We start from the raw sequence: 25,735 nt of genomic DNA, 5'->3' as shown, positions 1-25,735 counted from the left end.
ATGGACCTTCGCCAGCGCGTGGTTCTCGCGGCCCTGCTGTGGATGGGAAGCCTCACGGGCCTGCACCTGTGGCTCAACGTGGACTGGGCCGCCGTGCTCAACGCGCGCCTGCCCGAGAACGAGCGCAAGCTGACCGTCGCCTACGTCCCCGTCACGTGTCACCTCGCGTGCCCCGTGGCGGATTACATCTCCCGGCGGTCCATGGAGAAGACTTCCTATCTCTTGAAGATGTTCCAGGGGTTCCCGGAGATAAAAGAGGCATTGATTGCCAATCGCATCCAAGCGGGCTTCCTGGTGGCGCCCATGGCCATCGCCCTTCGCGCGCAAGGCGTTCCCATCAAGATTGTCTATCTGGGCCATCGCTACGGCAGCGCCGCCGTGGTGCGCAAGCAAGGGCCGGTGAAGACCGTGGCGGACCTCCGGGGCCGCACCGTCGCCGTGCCCAGCCGCTTCTCCGACGAACGCCTCATGCTGCTCCAGGCCCTGGAGCGCGCGGGAGTACCCTCGCGCGAGGTGAAGGCCGTGGAGATGGCGCCGCCCGACGTGGGCGCCGCGCTGGAGGTGGGCGCCATCGATGGCTACGTGATGGGCGAACCCTATCCCTCTCAAGCGGAGCTGGGAGGATACGGGCGCGTCCTCTTCCACGCGCGCGAGTACTGGCCGGACTACATCTCGTGCGTGCTGGTGGTCCGGCAGGACGTCATCGACCGGCACCCGGAGGCGGTCCAGGTGCTGGTGGATGGCATTGCGCGCTCGGGCCTATGGCTCGACCAGGGCACGCGTGAGCGCCTCTACGCCGCGGACTTCGTGGGTCGCTACTACTTCAACCAACCCCCGGCGCTGCTGCGCTGGGCCCTCACCCAGCCCCTCGGCCGCGTGATGTACACGCCCCTGACGCCTCGGCGGGCGGACTTCGAGCTGGTGCAGCGGCTCATGCACCGCGACGGGCTCATCCCCCAGGAGCTGCCCTTCGAGGAGATCGTGGACACGCGCTTCGCGGAGGCCACCCATGACGCCACCGCCTGGACCTTCGAGCCCTGGGATGACGCCTTGGAATGAGCAGCGGGAGTGAGCAGCGCGAGGGGTGGGCGCTACGCCGCCAGACGCGTGGGCTGGAAGAAGCGCTGCTGGAATCGCTCCTGGTACTTCACCAGGTTGTCCTGCGCGAGGACGTAGCGCCGAGCCGACGAGTCCACCGGGAACGCGGCCACGCTCGCCACGAAGGCATACACGGTGGCATCGAAGGACGTGGGCGCGTCTCCCAGCAGGAAGGGCTTGTTGCCCAGCAAGGTCGCCACCGCCGAGAGGTCGTCGCGCGCCATGGCCTGAATCTCCTCCCGGCTGTGGCGGCCGGTGCCTTGCCCATGCAGGGTCCGCCGCATCTGCCGCCTCACCGAGCCCGCGATGGCGAATCCGAAGGGCCGCAAGAAGGGAGGAAAGAGGCCGCGGAACACGGGGCTGAAGACTCGCCAGCCCTCGTCATCCAGCCAGCGCTCGTGGAGGGAATGAAAGTAGGTCCCCTCTTCCAACATGCGTCGCACCGCATGCCCTAGCGCGCGCTCGGCGGTCCCCAGCTTCGCGTCGAGCGGATCCCCATGATTCTGTTTCAGGTACTCGATGATGAATTGCGAGTCCCCCAGCCGCACGTTCCCATCCACGATGAAGGGAACCTTCCCCTTGGGTGCCGCGCGCGGGTCCGCCGGGACGACGCGATAGGGGAGCCCCACCATCTTCAGGTAGGACTCCAGCTTGATACAGAATGGACTGATGCTGGCGAGCCCCCAGGCTCCCGGTGATGCATGGACGGTGAGCATCGTTCGCTCCTCAGGTCAGCAAGCCTTGTTTGTGTAGCTCCTCGAGCCGCGCCACGGACTTCTCTTCCTGCGCGGCCCGTTCCGCGAAGCCCTCCAGGGGCGTCACCTTCATTCGCATGAGGCCCCAGAAGGGAAGACTGCGCAGCATCCGGCTCAACTCCTCGTTGGACGCCGCGCGCATGACGACCACCGAGGCCTTCTCCCCCACCACGGAGCCGCCCCCCAGGATTCGCCCTTGCTGCTCCCATTCCGCGCACTTGCGCAGACCCGGGAGCACCGAGTCTCGGAGCATGCGCATGGCCTTCTCCGCGGAAGCCGGAGCGGCGGACTCGATGAACTCCCAGGTCACGAGATAGAGCATGTCTTGTGTTGCGGAACGCGACTCGACCATGGACAAACCTCCGATGACTCCCAACCCGACACATCCCCTACCCCACGAGTCCTGAGCCGGGGGCAGCCTGGGACCAACCCCCGCCGCGCGCCAGCGCCCTCGGGTCGCGAACAACGTCCGTCACGCAACACAGGCTTTGTTTTTACATACAGGACGGGCGCGCGTCTTGACGGTCTCCTCCCGCAATTCCTAGCATCCTGTCCAAAGCAAAACGGCCCAGGTGAACACCATGCCCTCGAAGCGGGTTCGATATCCCTTTCAGGTCCTCGCCCTCTGTCTGTCCGCGTGGGGCATCGCCTGGGCAGACCCTCCCGCGCAGAAGGACAAGGCACCGGACCCCAGCGGCATCCGTCGAGGGAAATACCTGGCCACCATTGGCGTCTGTGAAGCCTGTCATACGCCCCCCGCTGTCCCGGCGGTCCCCGGCGGCGGCGACCCGGAGCGTGAGCGTTTGTTCCGGATGGATCCAGACTGGGTCAAGTATCTGGACCCGCAAAGACAGATGGCTGGCGGCGTCCCTTTCATCCTCCGCCTGTCGGGCACCACCCACGGCCTGGTCGTCACACCCAACCTGACCCCAGACGTCGAGACAGGGTTGGGGAGCTGGACGGAGGATGAGATTGTCGAGGTGCTCCGGACCGCCAAGCGCAAGGATGGCCGAGTCCTGTTCACCTTCCCCCCGCACAGCTTCTACAACCACATGGCGCTGGAGGACGCGCGCTCGCTGGCGCGCTACCTGAAGAGTCTTCCCCCCATCCGCAACCCCATCCAACCTCGGACCTTGCCATTTGAACCACAACCCATGGTGGCGGAAGGTCCGGTGAGAGCCCCGCAGGGCCGCACCCGGGAGCGGGCCACCTACCTGATGGGCGCGCTGGTGGGCTGCCGGGAGTGCCACTCCCATCACGAGAACGGCACGCTGGTGGAGTTCGCGGGCGGCAGCCCCTCGGACCCATTCCAGGGCTCGTTCCGACTGGGACCGGACCTGCCGCTGCGCCAACTGGAGAAGGGCTTCGCCGCGTTCCCCTACCCTGGGTTCGCGGTCCTCTACGGCAGCAACCTGACCGTGCTCGGGCACGGGGGCGCGCTGGAGCGCGTCTCCACCGAGCGCATCGTGCGCGCCATTCGCCAAGGCATCGACGTGCGCGAGGACGAGTACGGGCGGCCCCGGCCCATTGCCCACGTCATGATGTGGCAGTTCTACAAAGACATGGCGGACATGGACGCCCTGGCGCTGGCGGACTACCTCAAATCCCTCACCCCGGTGGCCAATCCCGTGGGCGAGCGGCTCAAGCTCTTTGGCACGGATTGGGAGGCGGCCTTTCAGCAGACCTACGGCGAGCCGCCGACTCCCGAGGACAGGGCCGCCTTCGGCAAGCCCTAGTGCCCACCCCTGTGGCGCGCATCACAAGACATCCAACCCCAGGAGTAGACCCACGATGACCATCAATCTGACCATCAATGTCTCGGACCTTCCCGCGGCGACGGTGTCCGGGGCATCGGGTGACGAGCGCGTGGCGCGTCTGGAGCAACAACTGGACGCCCTGTCGCGTAGGAATCAGCAACTCACCGAGCGGCATGACGAACTCATCCGACAGATGGGCAATCACATCTCCCCATTCCCAGCCATGGGCGTGGACGGCTTCCTCAGCCACTTCATCATCCAGATCCAGTTCCTGAAGGGAGAGATGGCCGGCAAGGTCATCTCCCTGGCCATGCCCCCCGCCACGCAGACGGTGTCTCGCGGCGCGCCGTTCATCTACAAGGGGCCGCAGGCCAATCACCAGGTGCCCCTGGAGCTGCCCAGCAACTGTACGCTGGCGAACAACATCTGCGAGGCCGACTTCATCGCCCACCCGCCGGAGTACTTCACGCCGGGCCAGGAGACGGTCTGGATGCAGATCCTCAACCTGGACTCGCGCATGGAGACCGAGTGGGGCCCCATGCGCATCATCCTGGGCGAGACGCTCAAGCGCGAGTACCCCGACATCTTCCGCCCCTCGCTGGGCATCGCGCAGTCCCTGGGCGCCAAGGGCTTCCCCGCGCGGCTGTTCTTCAACCCGTACGCCATCGTGGAGACGCCCTTCGGCGCCTTCCGCGCCATCCACGGCACCCTGGCCTATGGCCGCGTCACGGCCTTCCCGCCCGTGGGCACGCCCGTCAGCATCTGCGAGTGCATCCCGCTCGAGGACGTGGATGACGTGCGCAACGCCAAGAGCCGCGTGGCCGGCAAGGTGGAGCCCTTCGCGCGCATCATCTCGCTGTCGCACCCCATCGACACGCCCATGCAGCTGACGGGCGGAGAGGCCTTCAACCTCATCGAGCACATGATCGAGCAGGGCATCAAACCACTGGCCAACAATGGCTGAGGTCGGCGGCCCTCGGGGCGTCGCGGCTGGCGCATGATGCCCGGCCGTTCCTCTCACCCCCGAGACGCCATGGTCGCGACCTATCCCCACCTGACCGAACTGCTCGAAGAGGCCTCGCAGCGGCTGCCGGCAGTCTCGCGGCGCCGCATGTTCGGCTGTGACGCGCTGTTCGCGAACGACGCCATCTACGCCCTGGTCTGGAAGACGGGGCGCATCGGCCTGAGGTTCCCGGAGGCCACGGCCTTCGACGAGCTGATGGGCCGCCCGGGCTCGGCCCCCTGGATGGCGGGGCCGAAGACGATGTCGCACTGGGTCCTCGTCCCGGAGGCCTTCCACGACGAGCCCGAGGAACTCACCCGGTGGGTTCGGCGGGCCCACGCGCTCGCCCTCGCCAGCGCGGGTGCACCCAAGACGCCCGCGCGCAAGAAGACCGCGAAGAAGGAGGCTCGCCCCGCGGCGAAGAAGGCAGCGCCGCGCGGTCGGGTCAGCGGAAGCGCGCGCCGCGCCCCCTCGCCCGGCAAGGCGTGAAGCCAGCGCGGGGAGCGTCCCGCCTCACGGCGTGCACTGGACTCGGGAGTCCTCGGTCGTCGCGCAGCTCGAACAGGCCAGCGTCTGCACGAGGAGTCCCTCGCGGCACTCCAGCAGGGCCTTGCCGTCCGAGCGGCACATGGCGTGCCCCTCGGCGGAGCTGGCGCAGTTGTCGCCCGCGACGTTGCCGGAGGTGTCGCAGCGCACGCTGTCCTTCAGCTCTCGGCAGCCCAGCGTGCCGCGACACTGCAGCTCTCGCCAGGAGCCGCCGCGACACTCCAGGGCGCGCGCCACGTCCAGGCAGATGTAGTCGCTTCCGTTGCAACCATCTCCCGCGTCCGGGCTACCGCAGCCGGCGAGCAACAGGAGACCGACGAAGGACGCACACGCGAGGCGGAGGACTTTCATGGGCGGCGGCGACTATTTCCGAGCGCTCCCCCCCGGTCAACCGCCGAGCGTTTCGCGAAAGTAGCGGCGGAAGTTCTCACCCATGACCCGTTCTACCCACGCCTCCGGGTGGCGCCGCAGCAGCGCCTCGGTGATGAGGTGCAGGTCCGTCACGTCGCGCATGCCGCGCGGCAGCGGCACCATGCCGTCATGGTCCGAGCCGAGTCCGACCCCTTGCTCGCCCATGACGTCCACCGCGTGCTCGATGTGGCGGACGACGTCGTCTACTGAGTCGCCCCCCAAGTAGACAGGCGCGAAGATGACGCCCACCACACCGCCGCGCTCCGCGATGCGCCGCAGGGACGCGTCCGTGAGGTTGCGCCAGCCCCCGCCCGCCGCGCGCACGCCCGTGTGCGAGCAGAAAAAGCGCACCGTGGGGTGCGCGAACAAGTCCTCCAGCGTGCGCTCCGCGGCGTGGGCCACATCCACGCTCAGACCCAGCCGCGCCATCTCCGCCATGACCTCGTGGCCCAGCGGCGTCAGCCCCCGGTTGCCCATCATCGGAAAGGAGGAGCCCCCCAGTTCGTTGTTGGACAGGTGCGTCAGCCCCATGAAGCGCACGCCCCGCTCATGCAGCCGCGCCAGCCGGTCCACCTGCCCCTCGATGGCATGTCCCCCTTCCACGCCCAGCACCGCGGACAGCCGCCCCTGCGCCAGGTTGTCCTCCAGGGCCGCGCCCGTGGTGGTGATGCGCACCGTGTCGTCCGAGCGCGCGGCGGCCTCCTCCAAGCGGGAGATCTGCCAGAGCGCCCGGGACCACTCGCTGGCGCGCGCCTCGCGGGGCCAGCCGCGCCACGCGGCGAACACCGGGAAGCCTCCGACGAAGGGGAAGCCCCGCGTGACGATCGTGAAGCACTGGAGCTTCACCCCGGCCTCGCGCAAGCGGGGGAAGTCCACGTGGCCCTCCTTGGAACGGACGCTCAGGTCACGATTCCAGAGGAGGGAGTCCGCGTGTCCGTCCGCGATGCACCAGCGCCGGTGAAGCTCGTTCACGTCGACCATGGGCGGCAGTCTTCGCCGTCCCCGCACTCAGGCACAAGGCCCGTGCCCGTGCTCCACCAGCTCCGCGGCCCATCGCTCCGAAGGCCCCAGCGCCCGCCGCAGCCAGGACACCTCACGGGACGCTTCTCGGTGGCCATAAGGCCGCCCCAGTCCCTCCAACACCTCGCAGAGCGCGTCCCGCAGCTGCGCGCCCGACTGGAACCGCGCCTCCGGTTCGCGCCGCAGCACCCGCCGCAGCACGGCGGCCATGCGCGTGGACAGTCCGCGCGTGGCGCTCTCCACATGCGCCTCCGTGAGGCATGCCATGCGCAGGGCCATCTCCGAAGCCGGTAACCAGCTCAGGTCCGCCGCGCGTGGGGGCGCGTGCCCGAGCGAAGGCGCCGCCGTCCGAGCCGCGCGCTCCACGTCCTCCAAGTCCAAGAGGTGGAGTCCCGTGAGCAGCTCCAGCAACACCACGCCCAGCGAGTAGAGGTCCGCCCGTCCATCCACGGGCTGATGCGCCAGGGCCTCCGGCGCGGCGTACGCCACGTCGCCACACCGGGGCCCTTGCGCCTCGAGCGCATGAGGCGCCAGCCGCGTCCACGCCAGCGCGAAGTCGGACACCCGCACCCGTCCGTGCACGTCCACGCGGAGGGTGCGCGGGCTGACATCCCGATGCACGGCGCCCAGGGGACGCCCCACTTCGTCCTCGAGCGCGTGGACATGCTGGAGCGCGTCCGCCACCTCCGCGCCCACGTGCGCGACGAACGCCTCCGACAAGGGCTGGCCGCGCAGCGCCGCGAAGCTGCACAGCGTCTCCAGCGAGTGCCCCTCCACGTATTCCGTGACGAGGTGGAGCGCGCCCGCGTGGACGCGCGCCAGGAAGACCTGGGGGATGGCCGGGTGACTCAGGCGCATGAGCAGCCGCGTCTCCTCGCGAAGCTGCTCGCGTCCGTGCTCGTGGCCCGGGTCGCGCATGCGCTTGATCAGGACGAGCCCCCCAGGCACCTCCGCGTAGTGCCGCCGCGCGAGCAACACCTCCCCCGCCCCGCGAGAGCCCAGGTGGCGGATGAGTTCGTAGGATGTGGCGCCGACGGAGAAGAGGATGCTGGTTCGGGCGGGAGACCGAGTGGGTGGCGGAATGGGCATCGCGGGTGAGTCCTCCTGGAAGCAGGCCCGGCCATCCCTACCACCCGGGTCAGACATCCCTTTCCCCTCCCAGAGGATGGCGCGTGACTCGCGCGGGCCCGCTCACGCCCCTCCTGCGCCCAAAGAGGAAGCGTCCGACCTGCTGGCACCCATGAGGCGATCCCCGCGGGGCCATTGCACGTGGCGGACGGACGCCGGGGCGTGCGCGTTGACAGCGCGGAGTCCCCCTTGTAGTGCCAGCGCATTCCCGTCCCAAGGAGTCGTGACGACGTGACGGTGTGGGTGAATGGCGAAGCGCGCGAGGTCTCCGAGGGCACGCTCCTGTCGTCGCTGCTGGAGTCGCTGCAGATCGGCGGTCCGGGAGTGGCCGTGGAGGTGAACGCGGAGGTCGTGCGCCGGGCTCGCCACGCCGAGCACTCCCTGCATGAGGGAGATCGCGTGGAGATTGTCACCTTCGTCGGTGGCGGGTAGCCAGGAGGGATGCAATGAGCGGCATCGTGGACAAGCCTTTCACCCTCGCGGGTGTGACCTTCAGCTCGCGCCTCATTCTCGGGACGGGGAAGTACCCCAGTCACGACATCATGAAGCGCTGTCATGAGCTGTCCGGCACGGAGATGGTGACCGTGGCCGTGCGGCGCCTGGACCTGAAGGCCACGGGCGAGGCGTCGCTGATGAACTGGATCGACCGCAACCGCCTGCGCCTCTTGCCCAACACGGCGCTCTGCTACACGGCGGACGACGCGGTGCGCACCTGCCGGCTCGCCGAGGAGCTGGGCATGAGCAAGTGGGTGAAGCTCGAGGTGCTCGGCGACGAGAAGACGCTCTACCCGGACGTCGAGGAGACGGTGAAGGCGGCCCGCATCCTGGTGAAGGAGGGCTTCACCGTGCTGCCCTACACGAGCGACGACCCCATCACCGCGCGCAAGCTGGAGGACGCCGGCTGCGCGGCGGTGATGCCGCTGGCGGCGCCCATCGGCAGCGGCCTGGGCATCCGCAACCCGCACAACATCCGCCTCATCCGCGAGACGGTGAAGGTGCCCGTCATCGTGGACGCGGGCGTGGGCACGGCCTCCGACGCGGCCATCGCCATGGAGCTGGGCGTGGACGCGCTGCTCATGAACACGGCGATTGCTGGCGCGAAGGACCCGGTGCGCATGGCCGTGGCGATGAAGAAGGCCGTGGAGGCGGGCCGCGACGCGTTCCTCGCCGGGCGCATTCCGCGCAAGGCCTACGGCTCCGCGTCCAGCCCCATCGAGGGGCTCGTCGAGTAGTGCCTCCCCTGCCCCGCGTCCTCGTCATCTCCGACTGGCGCTTGCCGCGAGAGCGCCTGCTCGCGGCGCTGGCGCGAGCGCTGGACGCGGGGCCCGACGTCGCCGTGCAGCACCGCCACCCCGAGGCGCCCGCGCACCTCTTCCTGGAGGAAGCGCGGCTGCTCGCCGAGCTGTGCCACGCGCGAGGTCGCGCGCTGTTCGTGAACGGGCGATTGGACGTGGCGCTGGAGGTCGGTGCGCACCTGCACCTGCCGGCGTCCGGACCCACGCCTCGGGACGTGCGCCCCGCGCTTCCACCGGAGCGGTGGGTGAGCGTGGCCGTGCACGACGCGGACGAAGCGCGGCGTGCATGGGGTGCGGACCTCGCGCTGGTGAGCCCGGTGTTCGCTCCGGGCTCCAAGCCGAACGACACGCGTCCGCCGCTCGGCCCCGAGGGTTTCGAGGCGATCGCGCGGATGCTGTCGTGCCCCGCGCTCGCGCTCGGAGGGATGACCCCCGAGCGGGCGCGGAGGGTGCGGGCGGCCGCGGGCGTCGCGGTCATCTCCGCGGTGCTCGACGCGGCGGACCCCACCCAGGCGGCGCGAGCCTTGGGGGATGCGTGTCCACCCTCCACCTGAGGCGCTATGGTGCGCTCCGGTGAGTCCTCCAAACGCCTCCTCGGACCTGCGTCCCCTGGCCCTCGGTGAGTTGATCGATCGCGCCGCGATGTTCTGGCGCACCCACCTCAAGGCGCTGTTCACCTTGTGCCTCGGGTTCGATCTCCTGAACTACATCGCGGCCAAGGGCACCGCCCTCATGCTCCCCCGCATGTTCGCGATGCTCGACACCCGTGGAACAGGGGATCCGCTCGAGGCGCTGCTCGGAATGGGGCGCTTCCTGGCCATCAGCGTCGCCGCGTGGACGCTCATCATCTGGAGCTATTGGCTCGCGACGGCAACGGTCACCCGGTACGCGGTGCCCGCGCGACTGGGCGAGCCATCCACGCCGGCAGATGGCTTTCGGCGGACCTTCGCGCGCTTGGGGACGCTGACCGGGGCGTACTTCCTCTCCCTCGGATGGTCGATGGGCGCAACGCTCGTGCTGTGCCTGCCGGGCCTCGTGTTGGGCGGGCTGGCGTTCGCCGCCGCGGTGAGTGGCGGGAGCACCGGACTGTCCAACGCGGCGAGCATCGCGCTGCTGGTGGTGGGCGGGCTGCTCCTGGCCCTGGGGTTCCTCGCGTCCACCCTCTGGTACTTCCTGCGCTTCATGCTGCTCCCCCCAGTGGTGGCCATGGAGGACCTGGGGGCCTGGGGCTCCTTCCAGCGCTCGGGTGAGCTGCTCTCGGGGCGGATCGAGCCGGGGTTCATGGGTCGCGGAACCGTCCGGGCCATGGTGCTGTCCACGGTCGTGGGCGCGATGCTCATCGCGGTGAGCACGGTCTCCGGCCTGCCGGTCTGGATTGTCCGCCTGGTGGCCGGTGGCAACATCTTCGATCCCGTGGCCATGGCGTCCGTCCCGCAGACCCTGCTCGTCCCCGCCGAGCTGTTCCAGGTGGTGGTGCAGACCATCTTCACGCCGCTCGGCATCGTCGTGTCCGCGTTCTTCTACCTGGACATGCGCGTGCGAAGAGAGGGCCTCGACCTGGAGCGCCGCCTGGGAGAGCCCGCGCCCTCGGAGCCGTCCTCCTCGGTCGTGGCCTGAGCGCGAGTCCCCTGTGCCGAGTCTGGCCCTCCTCGTCCTGCTGACCGCGCTGCCGTGCGCCGAGCGCGAAGGCCTCGCGCAGCGGCTGGAAGAGACGGCCCTGCGACAGCCCGAGCAACTGCCCTCCGCGGTGGATGCGCTCGTCCAGGGATGGGGAGGACTCCCGCCGCCCTCCCCGGAGCCCGGCGCGGCCCCCGTCGCGCGAGCGCAACAAGTGGCGCGCTATCTGGAGCAGGCCTGTGCGCTCCAGGATGCCCCCGTGCCCGAGGGCCCCGAAGCGAACGCCCGCGGCGCAGAGCGGCTCCAGGAAATCCTGAACCGCCCCGAGTTCGCCCGCGCCCGCGAGCGCAACGGTGACGTGCTGAAGCGGATGCTGCGCGAGGTCCAAGCGTGGCTGGAGAGCCTGTTCGAGTCGCGCAGCGCCCAAGGCTTCGCGGTCGCGACCCGCGCGGTGATGCTCGGCATCGCGCTCGCGGTGGTCCTCTTCGGCCTGCTGCGGTGGCGAAGGATTGGCCCACGCGCGCAATCCCCGCACACGGACACCTGGGGCGAGGGGGCGCCAAGCAAGTTGGACCCTCCGCCCGAGCACCTCGGCCGGGCCCGCGTCGCGCTCGCGCACGGCAACGGTCGCGAGGCGATCCGCGAGGGCTTGTTCTGTCTGCTGTCCACGCTGGAGCAGCGCGGCTGGGCTCGGCCCGACCGAGTGAAGACCAACCGGGAACTGGCCGCGGAGCTTCCCGGACGTGGCGCCTCCAGCACGCTCACCCGCGACGTGGAGCAGCTCCTCGGCTGGTACGATCGAGCCTTCTACTCGCTGGCGCCGGTGACAGCGGCGGAAGCCACACGCTTCGTCGACGACGTCGAGCGCCTGCGCGGCACGCTGCACCCGGGGACGCCATGAGTCCCGGTCCTGATACGTTGCAGCGGAGCGCTGCTCGGACGGACCTGCTCGGCGTGGACGGCGAGTGTCTTGGGGCGTGGCGCGGGCGGTTGGCCCTTCGCGCCTCCGCTCGTTGTTCAGGGAGGACCCCGTGAGCAGTCGAGCATTCTGGGTCCTCGGCCTCCTGGTGGTGCTCGCCCTGGCCCTGGGGTTGGCCGCGGGGAGTGCTCCCGCGGCGGACTCCCCTGTCCCCTCCGTGGAGAATCCGGGCCCCGTCGGATTGCGCGCGCTGTGGCTCTATCTGCGCGAGGGTGGCCAGCCCGTCGCGGCACACGAGTCCTCTCTGGAGGCCCTGCCTATCGGGACGCGCACCGTGGTGCTCGCGGCACCGCAGGCCCGCGTCGTGTCCGAGTCCGAAGTGGAGTCCCTGTCGCGCTTCGTCGAAGCGGGCGGCACCCTGCTCTATCTGGTCCCGAGAGACACGACCGCGAGCCAGCCGGCCTTGGATGCATGGCTCGCCCTGGAGACCGGTCCGCTGCTGGGCGCGAACCACCAAGGCATGCCCTCCGAATGGACGGATCCAGGCGGCACCACCGCGGACGTGTGGCTCTCCGGAGGACTCGCGCGAGGGCTCACCCGCTTGCGCGTCTCGAGGGATCGCTCCGTGCGCGTGCGGCACGCGGACGCCTTGCCGCTCGCGGGCGTCGGCAATAGCGCGGTCCTGTGGCGCTGGCCGTTGGGCCGAGGCGAGGTCTACGTGCTCGCCGGCGCGGACCTCGCGGAGAGCCGCCGCCTGGAGCTGCTCGACAATCGCCGCTGGTGGGACGCCGTGGCCGCGCGCGGGCCGCTCGTGTTCGACGAGTTCCATCACCGAGCGCAAGCGCCTCCCCCCATCTCACGGGGCATCTGGGTGTTCCTCGCGCAGGGACTCGCGGCAGGACTCCTCTACGTCGTCTCGCGAGGCACGCGCCTGGGCGCGCCCCGTCCCCTGCTCACGCGCAAGCACCGCTCCATGAAGGAATACGTCGCGAGCCTGGGCTGGCTCATGCGCCGCTCACGCGTGGAAGCAGAGCTGCTGCCCGAGCTGGACCTCGCCCTGCGGCAGCAGCTCCAGGAGCGCCTCGGCATCGCGCTCACGCTTCCGGACGCGGAAGCCGCACGGCTCCTCGAACAGACCTGCGGCATCCCCGCGACCGAGTTCCTCGACGCGAAAGCAGACCTCACGCGCGCGCTCGCCCACGCCCCCGTGCGCCCGAGCGACTACGCGCGCGTGGCCCGGCGCTACGCGAAGCTGGAGCGAGCCGTGGCAGGCCGCGAGTAGCGACCTACAGGCGCTTGCCCGCCGCCAACAAGGCCGCGCCCACGTGGCGTCGAATCTCCTCGACCCGCGCCTCCCAGCTCTCGTGGAAGATGCGCTCGGCGCGCTCGCGCCGGGGCCCGCCGCCCTCGGCCAGACAGGCGTCCACCTGCCGCACGAAGTCCTCGGTGTCCCGAGCGATGCGGCACAGGCCCACCTTGCGCACCTCGGGCAGATCCGTGGACACCACCGGCAGGCCCGCGGCCAGGTACTCGCGCACCTTGAGCGGGTTGGCGTTGAGCGTCAGCTCACTGACCTTGAACGGCATGAGCGCCACATCGAACGCCTTGCTGTAGCCGGGCAGGTCCGCATAGGGCTTGCGCCCCAAGAGGTGGATGTTGGACACGGCGCGCAGCGGCCCCACGTCACAGTCCGGCATCGTCTTGCCAATGAGCACCACCGAGCCTTCCGGATGGGCCCGCGCCGTCGCGATGAGCGCGGCCTGGTCCACCCACTCCGCCACCAACCCGAAGAACCCGATGATGGGCCGAGGCAACCGCGCGATGTCCTCGGGAATCGGGGTGGCCGCGTCGCAGGCCTTCACGAAGTGCGCGTAGTCCACGCCATGGCGCACCAGCACCGTGCGCGGATTGAGCAGCGCCTTGCTGTCCCGCAAGCGCTCCGCCGAGGTGATGCACAAGTCCGCGCGGCGCAGCAGCCGGGCCTCCAGCTCGGCGATGTGGCGCCCGTTGGTGTCGCTGAACGCGGAGAACTCATCCACGCAGTGGTAGACGACGAAGTCCTCGCCCAGCGTTCCGGACACCGGCGCCGAGGCGGGCAGGAAGCTCCAGGACAACGGCCGCTGGAAGCGAAGCTGCCGCATGGCGCGCAGCACCTGCCAGCGCAGCAGCTCGCGATTGGCCAGCCGCACCACCTCCGAGCCATAGAACGGCACGGCCAGGGGAGACAGCACGTGGATGTGGCGCTCCACCTCGCGCAGCCCCTCGGTGAACGTCCGCAGCTTCTTGGCCAGCCGTCGCACGTCGTGCGCGTTCGCCTTGGGCGCGCGGTTGCCGATGCTGTTCACCCACAGCACGCGGTTGTCGCGCGCGAGGATTCGCATGATGTGGACCTTGGACAGCGGGTCCCCATCCCAGTCATTCGAGAACACCACCAGGTCTCGCCCCCGGAGTGCTCTCCGGGCCAGGTCCATGTCGTCGCCGCGTCGCATCGTCGTCGCCTCCGGGTCCTGATGGGAAAGTCCGTTCACACCGCGGGCGCTGCCCCGGCCCGCTCGGTCCGGCCCGTCGCGAGCTCGGCGTACAGCGCTTCGAGCACGGGCCCCGCATCGGGTGACACGACACGCGGCGGCCCCGCGTCCAACGCCTCGCGCACGCGGAACGCCAGGTCTCGCGCGCTGTCCGCTTGGAACACGCGCGTCCCTACCGGACGGGGACACACGTCGCTGGCCACGCACGGCACCCCGAGCGCCAGCGCCTCCCGCACGGAGATGGAATCCCCATCGTGCGTGGTGGGCCGCAGGAACGCGTCCGCTCGGGACATGAGCCCCAGCGCGGCTTCGTGCTCCAGCTCGCCCAGGTCCTCGAGATACGCGGCCACCCGCGTCTCGCGCGCATCGCGGCGGAACTCCTCCGAGCGCGTGCCCGGACCGAACACCGCCAACCCCACGTCCGGCAACTCATCCACCAGCCGCCGCAGCGCCTGGAACGCCAGCCGCCGCCCGTACACAGGCGAAGGATGGTGCGCCATCACCAGGAGCGGTCTGCGCCGAGCGCGCGCGGACTCCACCCGAGGCGGCACCGCGCCCGCCCTCACCTGTGATGCGCAGAACGCCGGATGCACCAACACCTTGTGCGCCGGCACGCCGCACGCCACCACCGCATCCCGCACCGCGCCGGATACGGCCACCACGCGCGCGTATCCCCCGAGCGCCATCCCCGCCAGCACCCGCCGCGCGGACGAGGCGCGGAGGTAATCCGGCAGGAGCCCCGAATGCAGCGTGATGACGCGGGGCGCGCGCCCTCCCGGTAGCCCCCCCACCATGCCCGCCAGCACCCATGACTTCGGGTTGTTGCCGCTGGTGTGCAGGTGAAGGGTCCATCCGCCCGCCACGAAACCCGCGAGCCGCAGCCCGAAGTGCGCGGGGCCATGCACCGGAATCACGTCCGGAGCCGGCCGGCCGCCCTTTCCAATGTCCAGCACCTTCACTTCGAGTTCGCGACCGCGCAGGTACTGCAAGAGCTGGCGGACGTGGATGGCCACTCCGCCATACGGCGGCGGATGGTCACCGACCAGGAGCACGCGCATGTTGGCGTCCCTTCCCTATCGGGCCGAGGCCTGCGGTGCCGGCACCGGCGTGAGCTTGGGACGCGGCGGCAACAAGCCCATCTCCCGCTGGTAGCTGGTGAGCGGATCCGGGTCCTGCCGGATGACCTTCGCCGGCACCCCCGCCACCACCGCGCCCGCGGGCACGTCCTTCAACACCACGGCGTTCGCCCCAATCACCGCGAAGTCGCCGATCCGGATGTTCCCCAGAATCTTCGCCCCGGCGCCGATGCGCACGTAGTCCCCGATGATCGGCGCGCCCACGAGCCCCGAGCGTCCGCCCAACGTCACCTGCTGCGAGATGAGGCAGTGCTTGCCCACCTTCGCCGCCCGATGAATGACAACCCCGATACCGCCGTAACCCAGTTGCGTTCCGTCCCCCAGCTCCGCCTGCTCTGGGATGTAGGAGCTGTGCAGGTAGTAATTCAGCTTGCGCACCACGGCTGGCAACAGTGGCACTCCACGATTCCGCAACGCGCGTGCGACCCTGTACAGCGTCATCGCCTGCAACACCATCACGCCTCCCTCGCCCTGACCCTCACCCCGTCGCCACCATGGCCGGGAACCTAGGTACCTACCCCTGGAGAGGGAAGTCCTCCCCAGTTCCACCCTTCCTCGGCGCTCACTGCGCGCGCCGCGTCCTCAAGGCCGCCAACGCACTCAGCGGCCGAACCCCCGTGGCGTACAGCACCGCCACATACCCCGCGAGGAACAGCACCCCCGCGATCCCCAGCGGCAGCACCCGCCAGAAGAAACCCTCGGGCAGCTTCAGCCAGGCCCCGTGCACGCCCGCCCGGAGGACGAAGACGCCCACGCCCGCCGCGCCCGCGGCCAACGACGCCTTGCCCAGCTCCGACCAGGGAAGCACGTCCCACAGGCGCAGCCGGTGTTCGGCCGTGGACAGGGCCGCCGGCACGCGCGCCAGGAGCAGGGTCTTCCCCACCACCTCGGCCACGGCCCAGGCGCCAATGCCACCCAACATTCCAAAGCGCCGCACGCCCACCCACAGGAGCGGCACCGTGACCGCGGCCTTCACGAAGTACGAGGCGAAGATGGCGCGCGTCATGCCTCGAGCGCGCAGCGTCCCATCCATCGGGAGGACGGACAGCACCACGCCCAGCACGCTCACCCGGAAGATGGGAACCGCGGGCAGGAACTTCTGGCCGAACATCGCCGAGATGAACTCCGGCGCGGCGGCGAACAGGAACGCGGCGAAGGGAAGGAACACGAAGGCCAGCTTCCCAGACGCCTCGCGGAACGCCCCCACGCCCTCCTCCAGCCGCCCCGCGTGCTCCAGCTCCCCCAGCCGCACCATCAGCACCTCGCTGGTCGGCGTGTAGAGCAGGTCCACCACCGGGAGCTGGAAACAGCCCACGCGGTACAGCGCATAGAGCGCCGGCGCGACAGCGCCCGCCACCGCGTACAGGTGCGCGTTTTGCTGCGGAATCGCCAGGAGCATGGCCGCGCCGAACGGCGCCGAGTACGCCAGTTGCGCGCGCAGCAGGCTCGCTCGCACCAGGGGCCCCCGCGCGCCTCGCAGCGCCACTGCCCACGTGGCGACGTAGCGCGCGCCAGCGAATGCCATCACCGCCAACATCAACCCGTGCAGCCCGTAGCCCAGCAGGGGCGGCACCACCATCACCAGCGCGCGCACCGCGTCCGAGGCCAGGTACACGACGGCCGAGGCCCGCGTGCGCCCCTGACTCGTCAGCGAGACCTCCAGCGGATAGCTGCCCAGGAGCAGCGCGGTGTAGGCGGCCAGTGGCCCGCGGTGGTCCATCAACGCCGGGTTGTGGAAGGCGTCCGCCACGCGGCCCAGCAGGCTCCACACGAGCCCCGCGCCCAGCAGCCCCGTGACGGTGACGAACAGCAACGCCTGCCCCAGGTACGGCCGCCGCTCCTCCGCGCGAGGCAGGAAGTAATACAGGCTCTGCACCATCCCGAATGGCAGGACGTAGTAGAGCGTCGTGGCCACCAAGAAGAGCTGGTAGTACGTGCCGTACTCGTCCAACGGCAGGACGCGCGCGAGCACCAACGGGATGGACAGCGTCAGCCCCGCGGTGAACAGGCGGGCCAGCACGAGGGGACCGGCGCGCCCCAGGAACGAGGCCTCCGGCGCGGCGGTCTCACTCACGGCAGGTCCTCGGACGGGTCCGCTTCTGGCCGGAGAATCTGCGCCAGCGACGCCATGGCCTGCGGGCGCCGTCCAGGCACCGGGTGGTTCATCCCCAGCGCGCCAAAGCAGTCATCCAGCTGGCACACCGTGAGCGCGGACGAGTAGTCCCCCAGCACGCCCACGCTGAAGTTCTCCCACATCACCTTGCGGCGCAGGGTGAAGGGATCCCCACCGATGCGGTTGGGGGTGTCCTCGGTCGTGACGCCGGAGCGGAACCCGTGCGCGGCCAGCACGCGGATGATCTCATCCGAATACCAGCCATTGCAGTACGCGAAGTCCCGCACGACACCGCCCACCTCGCGCTCGATGGCGCGCTTGGACTCGAGCACTTCCTGCTCGACGACGGCGGTGGGCTCCAGGGTCAGCACGGTGTGGCCCTGCGTGTGCGCGCCGAACTCGAAGCCCGCGCGCGCCATGCGCCGCACCTCGTCCCAGTCCATGACATCGCCTTGCTCAGGCGTCAGCTCCGGGCCCCCGCCGAGCTGCTTCTCCAGCGCGTCGATGATGTCGGTGAGCACATGTGTGGGGTGCTCGCTGATGAAGTCATCCAGGGCCGCGGACACCGTCTTGGTGCCCGAATGCACCGGGCCGAGCAGGTCCAACGCGGGCGCCGGGAGCGCGTCGAACACGGGGCGGTAGCGCCGCTGCTGGACGCGGCGCAGGAGGTGGAAGAGGCGATCGTGGTTGAAGCGCCGCCGTGTCCCCACGAACGATGTCGGCAGGTAGATGATGGCGGGGATGCCCATCTGCTGGAGGATGGGAAAGGCGTACCGGTAGACATCGCGATAGCCGTCATCGAACGTGACGACGCACAGGTCCTTCTTCGCCGCGCGTCGGCCACTCATGACATCCACCGCGTCCCCAATGCTCACCAGCTCGTAGCCGGCGGCGTGGGCCCCTTCCATGTGCTTGCGGAAGGTCTCCTGGGAAATCAGCAGACCGGGAATCGAGCGCTGCAGCTCGCCGGTGAAATCGCTGACCACGCGGTGGTAGCTGACGATGAGGATGCGCCGTCCACCCGAGCGGATCCGCTGGTAGGTGGCCAACGCCCTGCGCATCCCGCTGTAGTGCATCATCCCGGCGGCAGCCACCTTCACCGCCCGCCGCAACACCGTCCCCCCCATGTGCCCGCCCCCTCCCCGAGAGCCCCATCCGCTGAACCGCGCCCCAGCGCGCGCTCCGTGTGCATGGCGAGTGCCACAGCTCCCTACTCTCACGGCGGGCATGACACGCCGATGCACACGGATACCCACCTGCCCGCGCCATGCCCCGCGCGACCCCACGAGAGGAAAAGCTTTCAACCGTGGCTGGGGCTGATGGCGGACAGAAACCCGGACGCTCCTCCCCCTGGCCGCCCGCCTGGGTTTCACTGGTGGACAGTCCGAGAAAAGGCTACGAACGCCCCCGCCGATGCCCCCTCCCTCCCTCGGAACCGCGCTCGCCTTCCACGACGTGAGCAAGCGCTACGGCCGCACCTGGGCCCTGGCGCGCCTCACGTACGCGCTGCCCGCGGGCCGCTCCCTCTTGCTCACCGGCCACAACGGCTCCGGCAAGACGACGCTCCTGCGACTGGTGGCCACCGCGCTCAGCCCCACCGCGGGCCAGGTCCAGGTGCTCGGGCGGGACAGCGTGACGGAGCGAGACGCCGTGCGTCGCGAGGTGGGGCTGCTCTCCCACGCCAGCTTTCTCTACGAGGACCTCAGCGCGCACCAGAACCTGGTGGTGCTCGGTCGGCTGCTCGGCCTGGAGTCCCCGGACGACACCGCGCGCGCGCTGCTCACCAAGGTCGGCCTCACGCGCCGCTCGGACAGTCCGGTGCGGCACTTCAGCGCCGGCATGCGCAAGCGCCTGGCCATCGGCCGTCTGCTCATGAAGAAGCCCACCCTGGCGCTGCTCGACGAGCCCTTCGGCGAGTTGGATCCCGCCGGCATCCGCGACATGGAGGGCTTCATCGCCGAGCTGAAGTCCGCGGGAGTCACCGTGGTGTTGGCCACCCACCTCATCGAGCAGGGGATGACGCTGTGCGAGGAGCGCCTGCACCTGCAGGATGGCCGGGCGGTGGCCGCGTGAGCACGCCCCGTCCCATCGGCGTCCTCAGGGCCACGCTCGTCCTGATGCGCAAGGACCTGCTGATTGAGTGGCGGACGCGCGCGCGCCTCAACGCGCTCGTCTTCTTCGCCATGGCCACCCTGCTGCTCTTCTCCTTCGCGCTCGGGCCGGACACCCGGCTCCTGGAGCGCAACGCGGGCGGCTACCTGTGGCTGGCCATCCTCTTCGCCAGCGTACTGTCGCTGGGCGAGTCCTTCCGCGTCGAGGCCGAGAACGCCTGCCTTGACGGGGTGCGTCTGGCCCCCGCGGATGCCCGCGCCATCTTCCTCTCCAAGGCCCTGGGCAACACCGCCCTGCTCGTGGTGCTGGGCATCGTGCTCGTCCCCGTCATGGTGGCCCTGTTCGGGGTCAAGATTGTCCTGGGCCTGGGCGACCTGGGCCTCACCCTGATGCTCGGCTGTCTGGCCCTGTCCGCGCCGGGGACCGTCTACTCGGCGATCGCGTCGAACGCCCGGGCGAGGGACGTGCTGCTGCCTCTGCTACTATTTCCGCTCATCGTGCCGTCGCTGCTGGCCGCCGCGAAGGCCACCACGCTCGTGCTCCAGGGTGACCCCATGCATCAGCTGGGCTCATGGTTCGGGCTTTTGAGCGGCTTCAATCTGATTTACTGGGGGCTGGGGTTCCTCCTGTTCCCGAAGGTCATCGAGGACTGAGCATGGGAAAGCAACTGCACAGGGTGCTGCCGGTGGTGGCCGTGGTGCTGCTCGCGGCGGGCGCCTACCTGGGATTGTTCTGGGCGCCTCCTGACCGGGAGATGGGCGACGTGCAGCGCATCATGTACGTGCACGTCCCGGCGGTGTGGATGGCGCTCTTGGCGCTGACGCTGAACTTCTGCTGCTCGGTGACGTACCTGTTCAAGCCGAGTTGGAAGACGGACGCCATGGCCGAGGCGAGCGCCGAGGTGGGCCTCCTGTTCGGCACGGTGGGCGTGCTCCTGGGCAGCATCTGGGGCCGGCCGACCTGGGGCGTGTACTGGACGTGGGATCCGCGCATCACCACGGCGGCCATCATGCTGGTGGCGTACGTGGGCTACCTGGCGCTGCGCCGCTTCGTGGAGGATCCGGAGAAGCGCGCCGTCTGGAGCGCGGTGGTGGGCATCATCGCGGCGGTGGACGTGCCCATCGTCTGGTTCAGCGTGCGCTGGTGGCGCAGCCTCCATCAGGTCCAGTCGAGCCCCAAGACGGTGGATCCGCTGATGGTGCTCCCCCTGCGGGTGAGCGCGTTCGCGTTCCTGGCGCTGATGATCGTCTTCATCTCGCGCCGCTACCTCATCGCGCTGGCGGATCGGAACGCGGAGGTCGCGCTGCCCGAGGCGCTCCCGACCGACGACCCCGCCACGCGCGGCAACAGCGGCACTCCCAAGGTGGTGGCCTGACATGACCTCGCTCTCGACACTGTTGGTGCTGGCCCAGGCCGCCGCGAACCCCGTGGGCGCGGGCCGCATCCAGGGCGGCTGGGGCTACGTGTGGACCTCGTATGGCATCACCTGGGCGGCCCTGGCCCTGTACGCGCTCTCGCTGTGGATGCGCCGTCCCCGCACCCCGCCTGGTTCCAAGGAGTAAGCCCCCATGACGCCCGCCCTTCGCAACCGACTCGTCGCCGTGGTGGCCCTGCTGGTCGCCGGCAGCGGTCTGGCCTTCGTGGCCTTCGGCAACATCGGCGACAACCTCGTCTATTACTGGAGCCCCTCGGAGCTCCTGTCCAACGGCGAGAAGGCCTACTCGGCCACCATCCGCCTGGGCGGCGTGGTGCAGCCGGGCAGCATCCAGTGGAACGCCCAGCACACCACGCTCGAGTTCCGCGTGGCGGACGGGCCCAAGCCCGAAGCGCAGAGCGTGCTCGTGCGCTCCACGGAGACGCCGCCGCAGATGTTCCGCGAGAAGATCGGCGTCGTGGTGGAGGGCACGTATGACCGCTCGGGCGTCTTCAGCTCGAACCGGCTGATGGTGAACCACTCCAACGAGTACCGCGCCCCCAAGGAGGGCGAGGCTCCGCGGCAGTGGCAGGAGACGCTGTCGGAGAACACCACCGCCGCCGCGACGGGGGCGAAGTGAACGGCGCGATTGGAAATGCCCTGGTGCTCGGAGGCCTGGCGTTCGCGGCCTTCGGCGCGGTGGTGGGGCTCGTCACCGGCATGCGCCGCACCGAGGCGGGCTTCCCCTGGGTGATGCGCGCCGTCTGGGGCTTCTGCGCCTGCATGGTGGGTGCGAACGCCACGATGGTGTACGCGCTCGTCACGCATGACTTCAGCGTGAAGTACGTGGCCCAGGTGGGCAGCCGCGCCACGCCGCTCGTGTACACGGTGGTGTCGCTGTGGAGCGCCCTGGAGGGGTCCATCCTCTTCTGGGGCTTCATCATGGCCGTCTACGTGGGCGCCTTCGCGTGGATCCATCGCCGCGAGCACGCCCGGTACATGTCCCTGGCGCTGGGCACCATGCTGGCGGTGGGCGTGTTCTTCGCGTTCCTCATCGCCGGGCCGGCCAACCCCTGGGGCGCCATGTCGCCGGTGCCCGCGGACGGGCCGGGCCCCAACGCGCTCCTGCAGAACCACGTGCTGATGATCATCCACCCGCCCATGCTGTACTCGGGCTACGTGGGCATGACGGTGCCCTTCGGCGTCGCGGTGGCGGGCCTCCTGCGCGGCGAGATTGGCGAGGCGTGGATGGCGCCCCTGCGGCGCTGGACGATGGTCGCCTGGCTGTTCCTCTCGGTGGGCATCATCCTCGGCTCGTGGTGGGCGTACGCGGTGCTGGGCTGGGGCGGCTACTGGGCGTGGGATCCGGTGGAGAACGCGTCCTTCCTCCCGTGGCTGACGGCGACGGCGTTCATGCACTCGACGATGGTGCAGGAGCGCAAGCGGATGCTGAAGCTGTGGACGCTGAGCCTCGCGCTCGCCAGCTTCGTGCTCACCATCCTGGGCACGTTCATGACGCGCTCGGGCATCTTCAACTCGGTGCACTCCTTCACCCAGTCGGACATCGGGCCCACGTTCCTGGTGTTCATCGCGGTGCTGCTGGTGGTGTGCATTGGCCTGCTGGCCGCGCGCGGGCACCTGCTCATCCCCGAGGGGCGGCTGACGTCGCTGGCCTCGCGCGAGGCGAGCATCCTGGTGAACAACCTGGTGTTCGTGGCCATCACCTTCACGGTGCTCTTGGGCACGCTCTACCCGCTCGTGTCCGAGGCGGTGCGCGGCATCCGCGTGAGCGTGGGCGAGCCGTACTTCAACAAGATGGCGGTGCCGGGTGGCATCGCGGTGCTCTTCCTCATGGGCGTGGGCCCGGTGCTGCCCTGGGGCACGCCGGACAAGGCCACGCTGCGCCAGCAGTTCATCATCCCCACCCTCGTGGGCCTCGTGGTGACGGGGGCGTGCCTCGCGGCGGGGCTGCGCGGCGTCTACCCGCTGCTCACGTTCGGCCTGGCGGGCTTCGTCACCGTCGTCACCCTGCGCGAGCTGGCGCTGCCGGTGACGGTGCGCATGCGCGAGCGCAAGGAAGGCCTGGGCACGGCGCTCGTCACGGCGGCGAGCAAGGCGCGCCGGCGCTTCGGCGGCTACGTGGTGCACCTGGGCATCGTGGTCATCATCGTCGCGGTGGCCGCGTCGTCGTCGTACGTGGAGCACACGTCCGGCACGCTCCGGCTGGGCCAGACGATGAACCTGGGCGGCTACCAGATGAAGTACCTGGGCCTGTCCAGCGGCGAGGAGCCCCACCGCACCTTCGTCGCGGCGCGCGTCGAGGTGACGGCGCCCAACGGCTCGGTGGCGGAGCTGCGGCCTCGGATGAACTACTACGAGCGCAGCACGGACCCCATCGGCACGCCCGCGGTGCGCGAGTCCGTCAAAGAAGACTTCTACATGTCGCTCATGGCCTTCAGCGAGCAGGCCGGTACCGCGAGCTTCAACGTGTGGGTTTTCCCGCTGGTGGGGTGGATCTGGTACAGCATCCCGCTCCTGCTGGTGGGCACGCTCATCGCGCTGTGGCCGCAGCGCCGCTCCGCCGCGGTGGCGGCCCGTCCCGCGCCGGTGGTGGGCGCGGGTCCGCCCGTCGCGGGTGACGCCGAGCGAGGTGCCGCATGAAGCGCTGGCAGTACACGCTCGGCTTCGTGGCGGTGTGCGCGGCGCTGCTGTTCGTCCTCTTCAAGGGCTTCGGGCGGGATCCGCACGAGGTGCCCTTCATGCTCAAGGGCAAGCCGGCTCCGGCCTTCACCCTGCGCGCGCTCGACACTGGTGAGCGCGTCAGCCTGGAGGAGCTCAAGGGCCGCCCCGTGGTGCTCAACTTCTGGGCGTCGTGGTGCGGGCCCTGCCAGCAGGAGCACCCGGTGCTGGAGTGGGGGGCGCGCGAGTACGGCTCGCAGGCGGTGTTCCTCGGCGTCGTCTTCGAGGACACCGAGGACAACGCGCGCGAGTTCCTCTCCCGCATGGGCGCCAGCTTCCCGCAGCTCGTGGACCCCCGCTCGCGCATGGCCGTGGACTACGGCGTCGCGGGCGTGCCGGAGACGTACTTCATCGATCCGAACGGCATCATTCACGGCAAGCACGTGGGCCCCATCGACCCGCAGACGCTCACGACGCGACTGCAGCAGCTGACGGCCCAGGCCACCGCCACGCCGGCCCCAGAGTCGCACTGACCCCGCCCCGCGCGAGGTGCGACGCGTCCCTACCCAGGGCCGTCGCCCAGCGCGGGTGCGCGAGGCGCCTCGATTCCCGCTCAGAATCCGAGTAAGCCAACCGTTCCGCGATGAGGGCGGCCGCGATGGTCCCCTTCCCTGCGACGAGGTCGGCCAGCATGCGGTGCCCGGAGTGCGGCGAGAACGCGACGGACGCACGGTTGAAGTACTGCGAGAACTGCGGCGCGAAGATGCCGGTGTCGCAGGCGCCCACCCGCACGCGCACGGCGATCCGCGCGGCCCGCCCCGTCGAGGAGCCGGCCTACGCCTCGGAGATCATCGAAGAGGCCGAGGAGCACGCGCGCCCCTCCCAGGTGGGCGCGGCTCGGCCGGGCATGGCTCCCGTCGACGAAGGCGAGGACACCAACCCTGGCGCCAACCCCCTCCCCTTCGACGGGCCCCGGTGGCTAAGGGACGTGCCGGCACACTCGCCCAGCATCGTGGGCGTGGGGCTGGTGACGTGCGCGGTGGTGCTGGGCATCCTCCCGTTCTTCTCCAGCGTGGGAATCGCCGGCGGCGCGCTGGCGGTGCTCGGTGGCGTCGTGCTGGTGGCGCGCGAGCTGCGCGTCGCGGGGGAGCGGCCGGGTTGGGTGGAGTGGGTGCCCCTCACGCTGATGCGCTCCGAGGTCGCCGCGGGCTACGCCCTGCTCCTGGCCGCGCTGGCGCTGCGCTCGCTGAGCCTCGGCTTCACGCCGCTCTTGTGGATCGCGGGGGCGGGACTCGTCGCGCACGATCAGTACCGCAAGGTGTACGCGGGGCCCGATGGCGTGGGGCGCTACTTCGAGCCGCAGCGGCTGGTGCGCTTCCCGGCCGTGGTGGCCCTGGCGGGCGTGGCCCTGTGCCTGGGCACGATGTACCTGCCGTGGACGCGGGGCGCGAGCGGCAGCGCCACGGTGAGCAACGCGCCGGTGCCGGGGCGTGGCTCGGTGCCTCCCGAGCTGCGCGTGGTGGAGCCGCCGCGCGCCTCGGATGACTCGCTGTACAGCGCCGGGGGATTCGACGCGATGGACGCGGGTTGGGATCTGCCCGGCTCGCTGGTGCCCGAGCTGGCGCTGCTCGCCGTGCTGCTCCTCGCCGCGCTGCACGACGACGTGGCGAGGCCCGCGTGGCTGCGCTTCGTCCCCGCGGGCGCCGTGGGCGTGTGCCTGCTGTGGGCGCTCGTGAACATGCGCATCGCGCTGGGCCCCATCGCCTTCGTGTTCGGCCTGGGCGCGGTGGGCTTCCTCGCGCTGCGGCTCGCCATGGCTCGCGAGGAGAGCGCGCCGCCACCCGAGATGGACACCGAGGAAGGCTGAAGCCGCCATCCAGCGGCCGACGGCTCGCTGCCCTTCCTGGCGCCCTCCGAGTCCGCTGGGGGACCTGACAGGTCTCCTCCACTTTCTCCAACCAACAGATGCGCCCGTGCGCGCGGGGACACCTGCTGGGGAATTCCCCATGCGCCACTACCCTCGCCTCCGCCGCGACGCCTCGACGTCCGGCCCAGGTAGGGGGGAAGCCCATGGACAGTCCGAGCACGGCGCCGACGCGCGGGGGATGCCCGTCTCCATCGCCGCCCCGGCGCGCCTCCGGCCTTCCGCCTGGACGGGTGGCTGGCCTCACGGCCCGCCCAGGTTTCGCTGTCCAACACCCGGC

The 25,735-nt window shown here is 70.1% G+C and carries 28 protein-coding genes; 18 read left to right on the top strand and 10 right to left on the bottom strand.

The genetic code is table 11. From position 1 onward, the window contains the following. Nucleotides 1–1,059, top strand: a complete 1,059-nt coding sequence (locus JGU66_24410; protein ID MBJ6763927.1) for an ABC transporter substrate-binding protein — start codon at nt 1–3, stop codon at nt 1,057–1,059. 32 nt (nt 1,060–1,091) lie between these two features. Here JGU66_24410 and JGU66_24405 read toward each other — a convergent pair whose 3' ends face one another. Together JGU66_24405 and JGU66_24400 are read right to left on the bottom strand one after the other, a co-directional pair. After that, nucleotides 1,092–1,814, bottom strand: coding sequence for a glutathione S-transferase family protein (locus JGU66_24405; GenBank protein ID MBJ6763926.1), 723 nt, complete (start codon nt 1,812–1,814; stop codon nt 1,092–1,094). Between the two features lie 10 nt (nt 1,815–1,824). Further along, on the bottom strand, nt 1,825–2,205 hold the full coding sequence (locus JGU66_24400) for a hypothetical protein (protein MBJ6763925.1): 381 nt from the start codon (nt 2,203–2,205) through the stop codon (nt 1,825–1,827). A 229-nt stretch (nt 2,206–2,434) separates the two neighbouring features. Between JGU66_24400 and JGU66_24395 the strand changes: the two genes are divergently transcribed. The 3 genes from JGU66_24395 to JGU66_24385 all read left to right on the top strand — a co-directional run bounded on the left by JGU66_24395 (nt 2,435) and on the right by JGU66_24385 (nt 5,102). Continuing rightward, entirely contained in the window at nt 2,435–3,589 is a 1,155-nt protein-coding gene (locus JGU66_24395) for a hypothetical protein (GenBank protein ID MBJ6763924.1), read from the top strand. A 55-nt stretch (nt 3,590–3,644) separates the two neighbouring features. Then, nucleotides 3,645–4,574, top strand: a complete 930-nt coding sequence (locus JGU66_24390; protein ID MBJ6763923.1) for a bZIP transcription factor — start codon at nt 3,645–3,647, stop codon at nt 4,572–4,574. Nucleotides 4,575–4,643: 69 nt separating this feature from the next. Further along, the gene (locus JGU66_24385; protein ID MBJ6763922.1) at nt 4,644–5,102 is read left to right on the top strand and encodes a TfoX/Sxy family protein; all 459 of its coding nucleotides are present in this window, start codon (nt 4,644–4,646) and stop codon (nt 5,100–5,102) included. Between the two features lie 24 nt (nt 5,103–5,126). Here the strand turns inward: JGU66_24385 and JGU66_24380 are convergent, their stop codons facing one another. From JGU66_24380 to JGU66_24370, 3 genes are read right to left on the bottom strand one after another with little or no spacing between them, the layout of a single operon-like run. Beyond that, on the bottom strand, nt 5,127–5,510 hold the full coding sequence (locus JGU66_24380; GenBank protein MBJ6763921.1) for a hypothetical protein: 384 nt from the start codon (nt 5,508–5,510) through the stop codon (nt 5,127–5,129). Between the two features lie 36 nt (nt 5,511–5,546). Beyond that, the gene (locus JGU66_24375; GenBank protein ID MBJ6763920.1) at nt 5,547–6,551 is read right to left on the bottom strand and encodes a membrane dipeptidase; all 1,005 of its coding nucleotides are present in this window, start codon (nt 6,549–6,551) and stop codon (nt 5,547–5,549) included. Between the two features lie 27 nt (nt 6,552–6,578). After that, nucleotides 6,579–7,679 carry a serine/threonine protein kinase gene (locus JGU66_24370; protein ID MBJ6763919.1) on the bottom strand — a complete coding sequence of 367 codons (1,101 nt, stop codon included), beginning with the start codon at nt 7,677–7,679 and terminating at the stop codon, nt 6,579–6,581. A 270-nt stretch (nt 7,680–7,949) separates the two neighbouring features. Here JGU66_24370 and thiS point away from each other — a divergent pair, with 270 nt between their 5' ends. The 6 genes from thiS (at nt 7,950) to JGU66_24340 (ending at nt 12,831) form a co-directional block, all read left to right on the top strand. Then, the gene (thiS, locus tag JGU66_24365; protein MBJ6763918.1) at nt 7,950–8,150 is read left to right on the top strand and encodes a sulfur carrier protein ThiS; all 201 of its coding nucleotides are present in this window, start codon (nt 7,950–7,952) and stop codon (nt 8,148–8,150) included. A 14-nt stretch (nt 8,151–8,164) separates the two neighbouring features. Beyond that, on the top strand, nt 8,165–8,950 hold the full coding sequence (locus JGU66_24360; protein ID MBJ6763917.1) for a thiazole synthase: 786 nt from the start codon (nt 8,165–8,167) through the stop codon (nt 8,948–8,950). Then, on the top strand, nt 8,950–9,567 hold the full coding sequence (locus JGU66_24355) for a thiamine phosphate synthase (protein MBJ6763916.1): 618 nt from the start codon (nt 8,950–8,952) through the stop codon (nt 9,565–9,567). Before JGU66_24360 ends, JGU66_24355 begins: the two co-directional genes overlap by 1 nt. A 19-nt stretch (nt 9,568–9,586) precedes the next feature. Beyond that, the gene (locus JGU66_24350; protein MBJ6763915.1) at nt 9,587–10,630 is read left to right on the top strand and encodes a hypothetical protein; all 1,044 of its coding nucleotides are present in this window, start codon (nt 9,587–9,589) and stop codon (nt 10,628–10,630) included. A 13-nt stretch (nt 10,631–10,643) separates the two neighbouring features. After that, nucleotides 10,644–11,531, top strand: coding sequence for a DUF4129 domain-containing protein (locus JGU66_24345; protein MBJ6763914.1), 888 nt, complete (start codon nt 10,644–10,646; stop codon nt 11,529–11,531). Nucleotides 11,532–11,661: 130 nt separating this feature from the next. Continuing rightward, nucleotides 11,662–12,831 (top strand): DUF4350 domain-containing protein, encoded by a 1,170-nt coding sequence (locus JGU66_24340; protein MBJ6763913.1) that lies wholly within the window; start codon nt 11,662–11,664, stop codon nt 12,829–12,831. Between the two features lie 4 nt (nt 12,832–12,835). Here JGU66_24340 and JGU66_24335 read toward each other — a convergent pair whose 3' ends face one another. The 5 genes from JGU66_24335 to JGU66_24315 all read right to left on the bottom strand — a co-directional run bounded on the left by JGU66_24335 (nt 12,836) and on the right by JGU66_24315 (nt 18,453). After that, nucleotides 12,836–14,038, bottom strand: coding sequence for a glycosyltransferase (locus tag JGU66_24335; GenBank protein MBJ6763912.1), 1,203 nt, complete (start codon nt 14,036–14,038; stop codon nt 12,836–12,838). Between the two features lie 35 nt (nt 14,039–14,073). Further along, nucleotides 14,074–15,135, bottom strand: a complete 1,062-nt coding sequence (locus JGU66_24330) for a glycosyltransferase family 4 protein (protein MBJ6763911.1) — start codon at nt 15,133–15,135, stop codon at nt 14,074–14,076. Between the two features lie 15 nt (nt 15,136–15,150). Then, nucleotides 15,151–15,669 carry a serine acetyltransferase gene (locus tag JGU66_24325; GenBank protein ID MBJ6763910.1) on the bottom strand — a complete coding sequence of 173 codons (519 nt, stop codon included), beginning with the start codon at nt 15,667–15,669 and terminating at the stop codon, nt 15,151–15,153. A 106-nt stretch (nt 15,670–15,775) separates the two neighbouring features. Next, on the bottom strand, nt 15,776–17,287 hold the full coding sequence (locus JGU66_24320; GenBank protein MBJ6763909.1) for an oligosaccharide flippase family protein: 1,512 nt from the start codon (nt 17,285–17,287) through the stop codon (nt 15,776–15,778). Further along, a complete protein-coding gene (locus JGU66_24315) occupies nt 17,284–18,453 on the bottom strand; it encodes a polysaccharide deacetylase family protein (GenBank protein ID MBJ6763908.1) in 1,170 nt (389 codons plus the stop codon). The genes JGU66_24320 and JGU66_24315 overlap by 4 nt, the downstream gene beginning before the upstream one ends. 286 nt (nt 18,454–18,739) lie before the next feature. Between JGU66_24315 and ccmA the strand changes: the two genes are divergently transcribed. The 8 genes from ccmA to JGU66_24275 all read left to right on the top strand — a co-directional run bounded on the left by ccmA (nt 18,740) and on the right by JGU66_24275 (nt 25,398). Continuing rightward, on the top strand, nt 18,740–19,399 hold the full coding sequence (ccmA, locus tag JGU66_24310; GenBank protein MBJ6763907.1) for a heme ABC exporter ATP-binding protein CcmA: 660 nt from the start codon (nt 18,740–18,742) through the stop codon (nt 19,397–19,399). Nucleotides 19,400–19,443: 44 nt separating this feature from the next. Further along, entirely contained in the window at nt 19,444–20,091 is a 648-nt protein-coding gene (locus JGU66_24305; GenBank protein ID MBJ6763906.1) for a heme exporter protein CcmB, read from the top strand. Between the two features lie 2 nt (nt 20,092–20,093). Then, a complete protein-coding gene (gene ccsA, locus JGU66_24300) occupies nt 20,094–20,813 on the top strand; it encodes a cytochrome c biogenesis protein CcsA (GenBank protein ID MBJ6763905.1) in 720 nt (239 codons plus the stop codon). Between the two features lies 1 nt (nt 20,814). Continuing rightward, the gene (locus JGU66_24295) at nt 20,815–21,000 is read left to right on the top strand and encodes a hypothetical protein (protein ID MBJ6763904.1); all 186 of its coding nucleotides are present in this window, start codon (nt 20,815–20,817) and stop codon (nt 20,998–21,000) included. Nucleotides 21,001–21,006: 6 nt separating this feature from the next. Further along, entirely contained in the window at nt 21,007–21,492 is a 486-nt protein-coding gene (locus JGU66_24290; protein ID MBJ6763903.1) for a cytochrome c maturation protein CcmE, read from the top strand. After that, nucleotides 21,489–23,513 carry a heme lyase CcmF/NrfE family subunit gene (locus JGU66_24285; protein MBJ6763902.1) on the top strand — a complete coding sequence of 675 codons (2,025 nt, stop codon included), beginning with the start codon at nt 21,489–21,491 and terminating at the stop codon, nt 23,511–23,513. Before JGU66_24290 ends, JGU66_24285 begins: the two co-directional genes overlap by 4 nt. Then, nucleotides 23,510–24,064 (top strand): redoxin domain-containing protein, encoded by a 555-nt coding sequence (locus JGU66_24280; protein ID MBJ6763901.1) that lies wholly within the window; start codon nt 23,510–23,512, stop codon nt 24,062–24,064. Before JGU66_24285 ends, JGU66_24280 begins: the two co-directional genes overlap by 4 nt. A gap of 158 nt (nt 24,065–24,222) precedes the next feature. Continuing rightward, complete coding sequence (locus JGU66_24275; protein MBJ6763900.1) at nt 24,223–25,398, top strand: zinc ribbon domain-containing protein; 1,176 nt, start codon at nt 24,223–24,225, stop codon at nt 25,396–25,398. The last annotated feature ends 337 nt before the right edge of the window (nt 25,399–25,735 follow it).

The organism is Myxococcaceae bacterium JPH2 (assembly GCA_016458225.1).
Lineage (GTDB): Bacteria > Myxococcota > Myxococcia > Myxococcales > Myxococcaceae > Citreicoccus.
Note: the sequence above shows the minus strand (reverse complement) of the source record. Positions and strands in the feature narration are given on the sequence as shown.

Bases quoted from the DNA above. Each gene is read 5' to 3' on its own strand.
- JGU66_24385 (MBJ6763922.1), top strand. From the start codon at position 4,644: ATGGTCGCGACCTATCCCCACCTGACCGAACTGCTCGAAGAGGCCTCG.
- ccmA (MBJ6763907.1), top strand. From the start codon at position 18,740: ATGCCCCCTCCCTCCCTCGGAACCGCGCTCGCCTTCCACGACGTGAGC.
- ccsA (MBJ6763905.1), top strand. From the start codon at position 20,094: ATGGGAAAGCAACTGCACAGGGTGCTGCCGGTGGTGGCCGTGGTGCTG.
- JGU66_24395 (MBJ6763924.1), top strand. From the start codon at position 2,435: ATGCCCTCGAAGCGGGTTCGATATCCCTTTCAGGTCCTCGCCCTCTGT.
- JGU66_24330 (MBJ6763911.1), bottom strand. From the start codon at position 15,135: ATGCGCGTGCTCCTGGTCGGTGACCATCCGCCGCCGTATGGCGGAGTG.
- JGU66_24290 (MBJ6763903.1), top strand. From the start codon at position 21,007: ATGACGCCCGCCCTTCGCAACCGACTCGTCGCCGTGGTGGCCCTGCTG.
- JGU66_24400 (MBJ6763925.1), bottom strand. From the start codon at position 2,205: ATGGTCGAGTCGCGTTCCGCAACACAAGACATGCTCTATCTCGTGACC.
- JGU66_24410 (MBJ6763927.1), top strand. From the start codon at position 1: ATGGACCTTCGCCAGCGCGTGGTTCTCGCGGCCCTGCTGTGGATGGGA.
- JGU66_24295 (MBJ6763904.1), top strand. From the start codon at position 20,815: ATGACCTCGCTCTCGACACTGTTGGTGCTGGCCCAGGCCGCCGCGAAC.
- JGU66_24275 (MBJ6763900.1), top strand. From the start codon at position 24,223: ATGCGGTGCCCGGAGTGCGGCGAGAACGCGACGGACGCACGGTTGAAG.
- JGU66_24405 (MBJ6763926.1), bottom strand. From the start codon at position 1,814: ATGCTCACCGTCCATGCATCACCGGGAGCCTGGGGGCTCGCCAGCATC.
- JGU66_24335 (MBJ6763912.1), bottom strand. From the start codon at position 14,038: ATGCGACGCGGCGACGACATGGACCTGGCCCGGAGAGCACTCCGGGGG.
- JGU66_24390 (MBJ6763923.1), top strand. From the start codon at position 3,645: ATGACCATCAATCTGACCATCAATGTCTCGGACCTTCCCGCGGCGACG.
- JGU66_24360 (MBJ6763917.1), top strand. From the start codon at position 8,165: ATGAGCGGCATCGTGGACAAGCCTTTCACCCTCGCGGGTGTGACCTTC.
- JGU66_24370 (MBJ6763919.1), bottom strand. From the start codon at position 7,679: ATGCCCATTCCGCCACCCACTCGGTCTCCCGCCCGAACCAGCATCCTC.
- JGU66_24280 (MBJ6763901.1), top strand. From the start codon at position 23,510: ATGAAGCGCTGGCAGTACACGCTCGGCTTCGTGGCGGTGTGCGCGGCG.
- JGU66_24315 (MBJ6763908.1), bottom strand. From the start codon at position 18,453: ATGGGGGGGACGGTGTTGCGGCGGGCGGTGAAGGTGGCTGCCGCCGGG.
- JGU66_24305 (MBJ6763906.1), top strand. From the start codon at position 19,444: ATGCGCAAGGACCTGCTGATTGAGTGGCGGACGCGCGCGCGCCTCAAC.
- JGU66_24325 (MBJ6763910.1), bottom strand. From the start codon at position 15,669: ATGGTGTTGCAGGCGATGACGCTGTACAGGGTCGCACGCGCGTTGCGG.
- JGU66_24375 (MBJ6763920.1), bottom strand. From the start codon at position 6,551: ATGGTCGACGTGAACGAGCTTCACCGGCGCTGGTGCATCGCGGACGGA.
- JGU66_24380 (MBJ6763921.1), bottom strand. From the start codon at position 5,510: ATGAAAGTCCTCCGCCTCGCGTGTGCGTCCTTCGTCGGTCTCCTGTTG.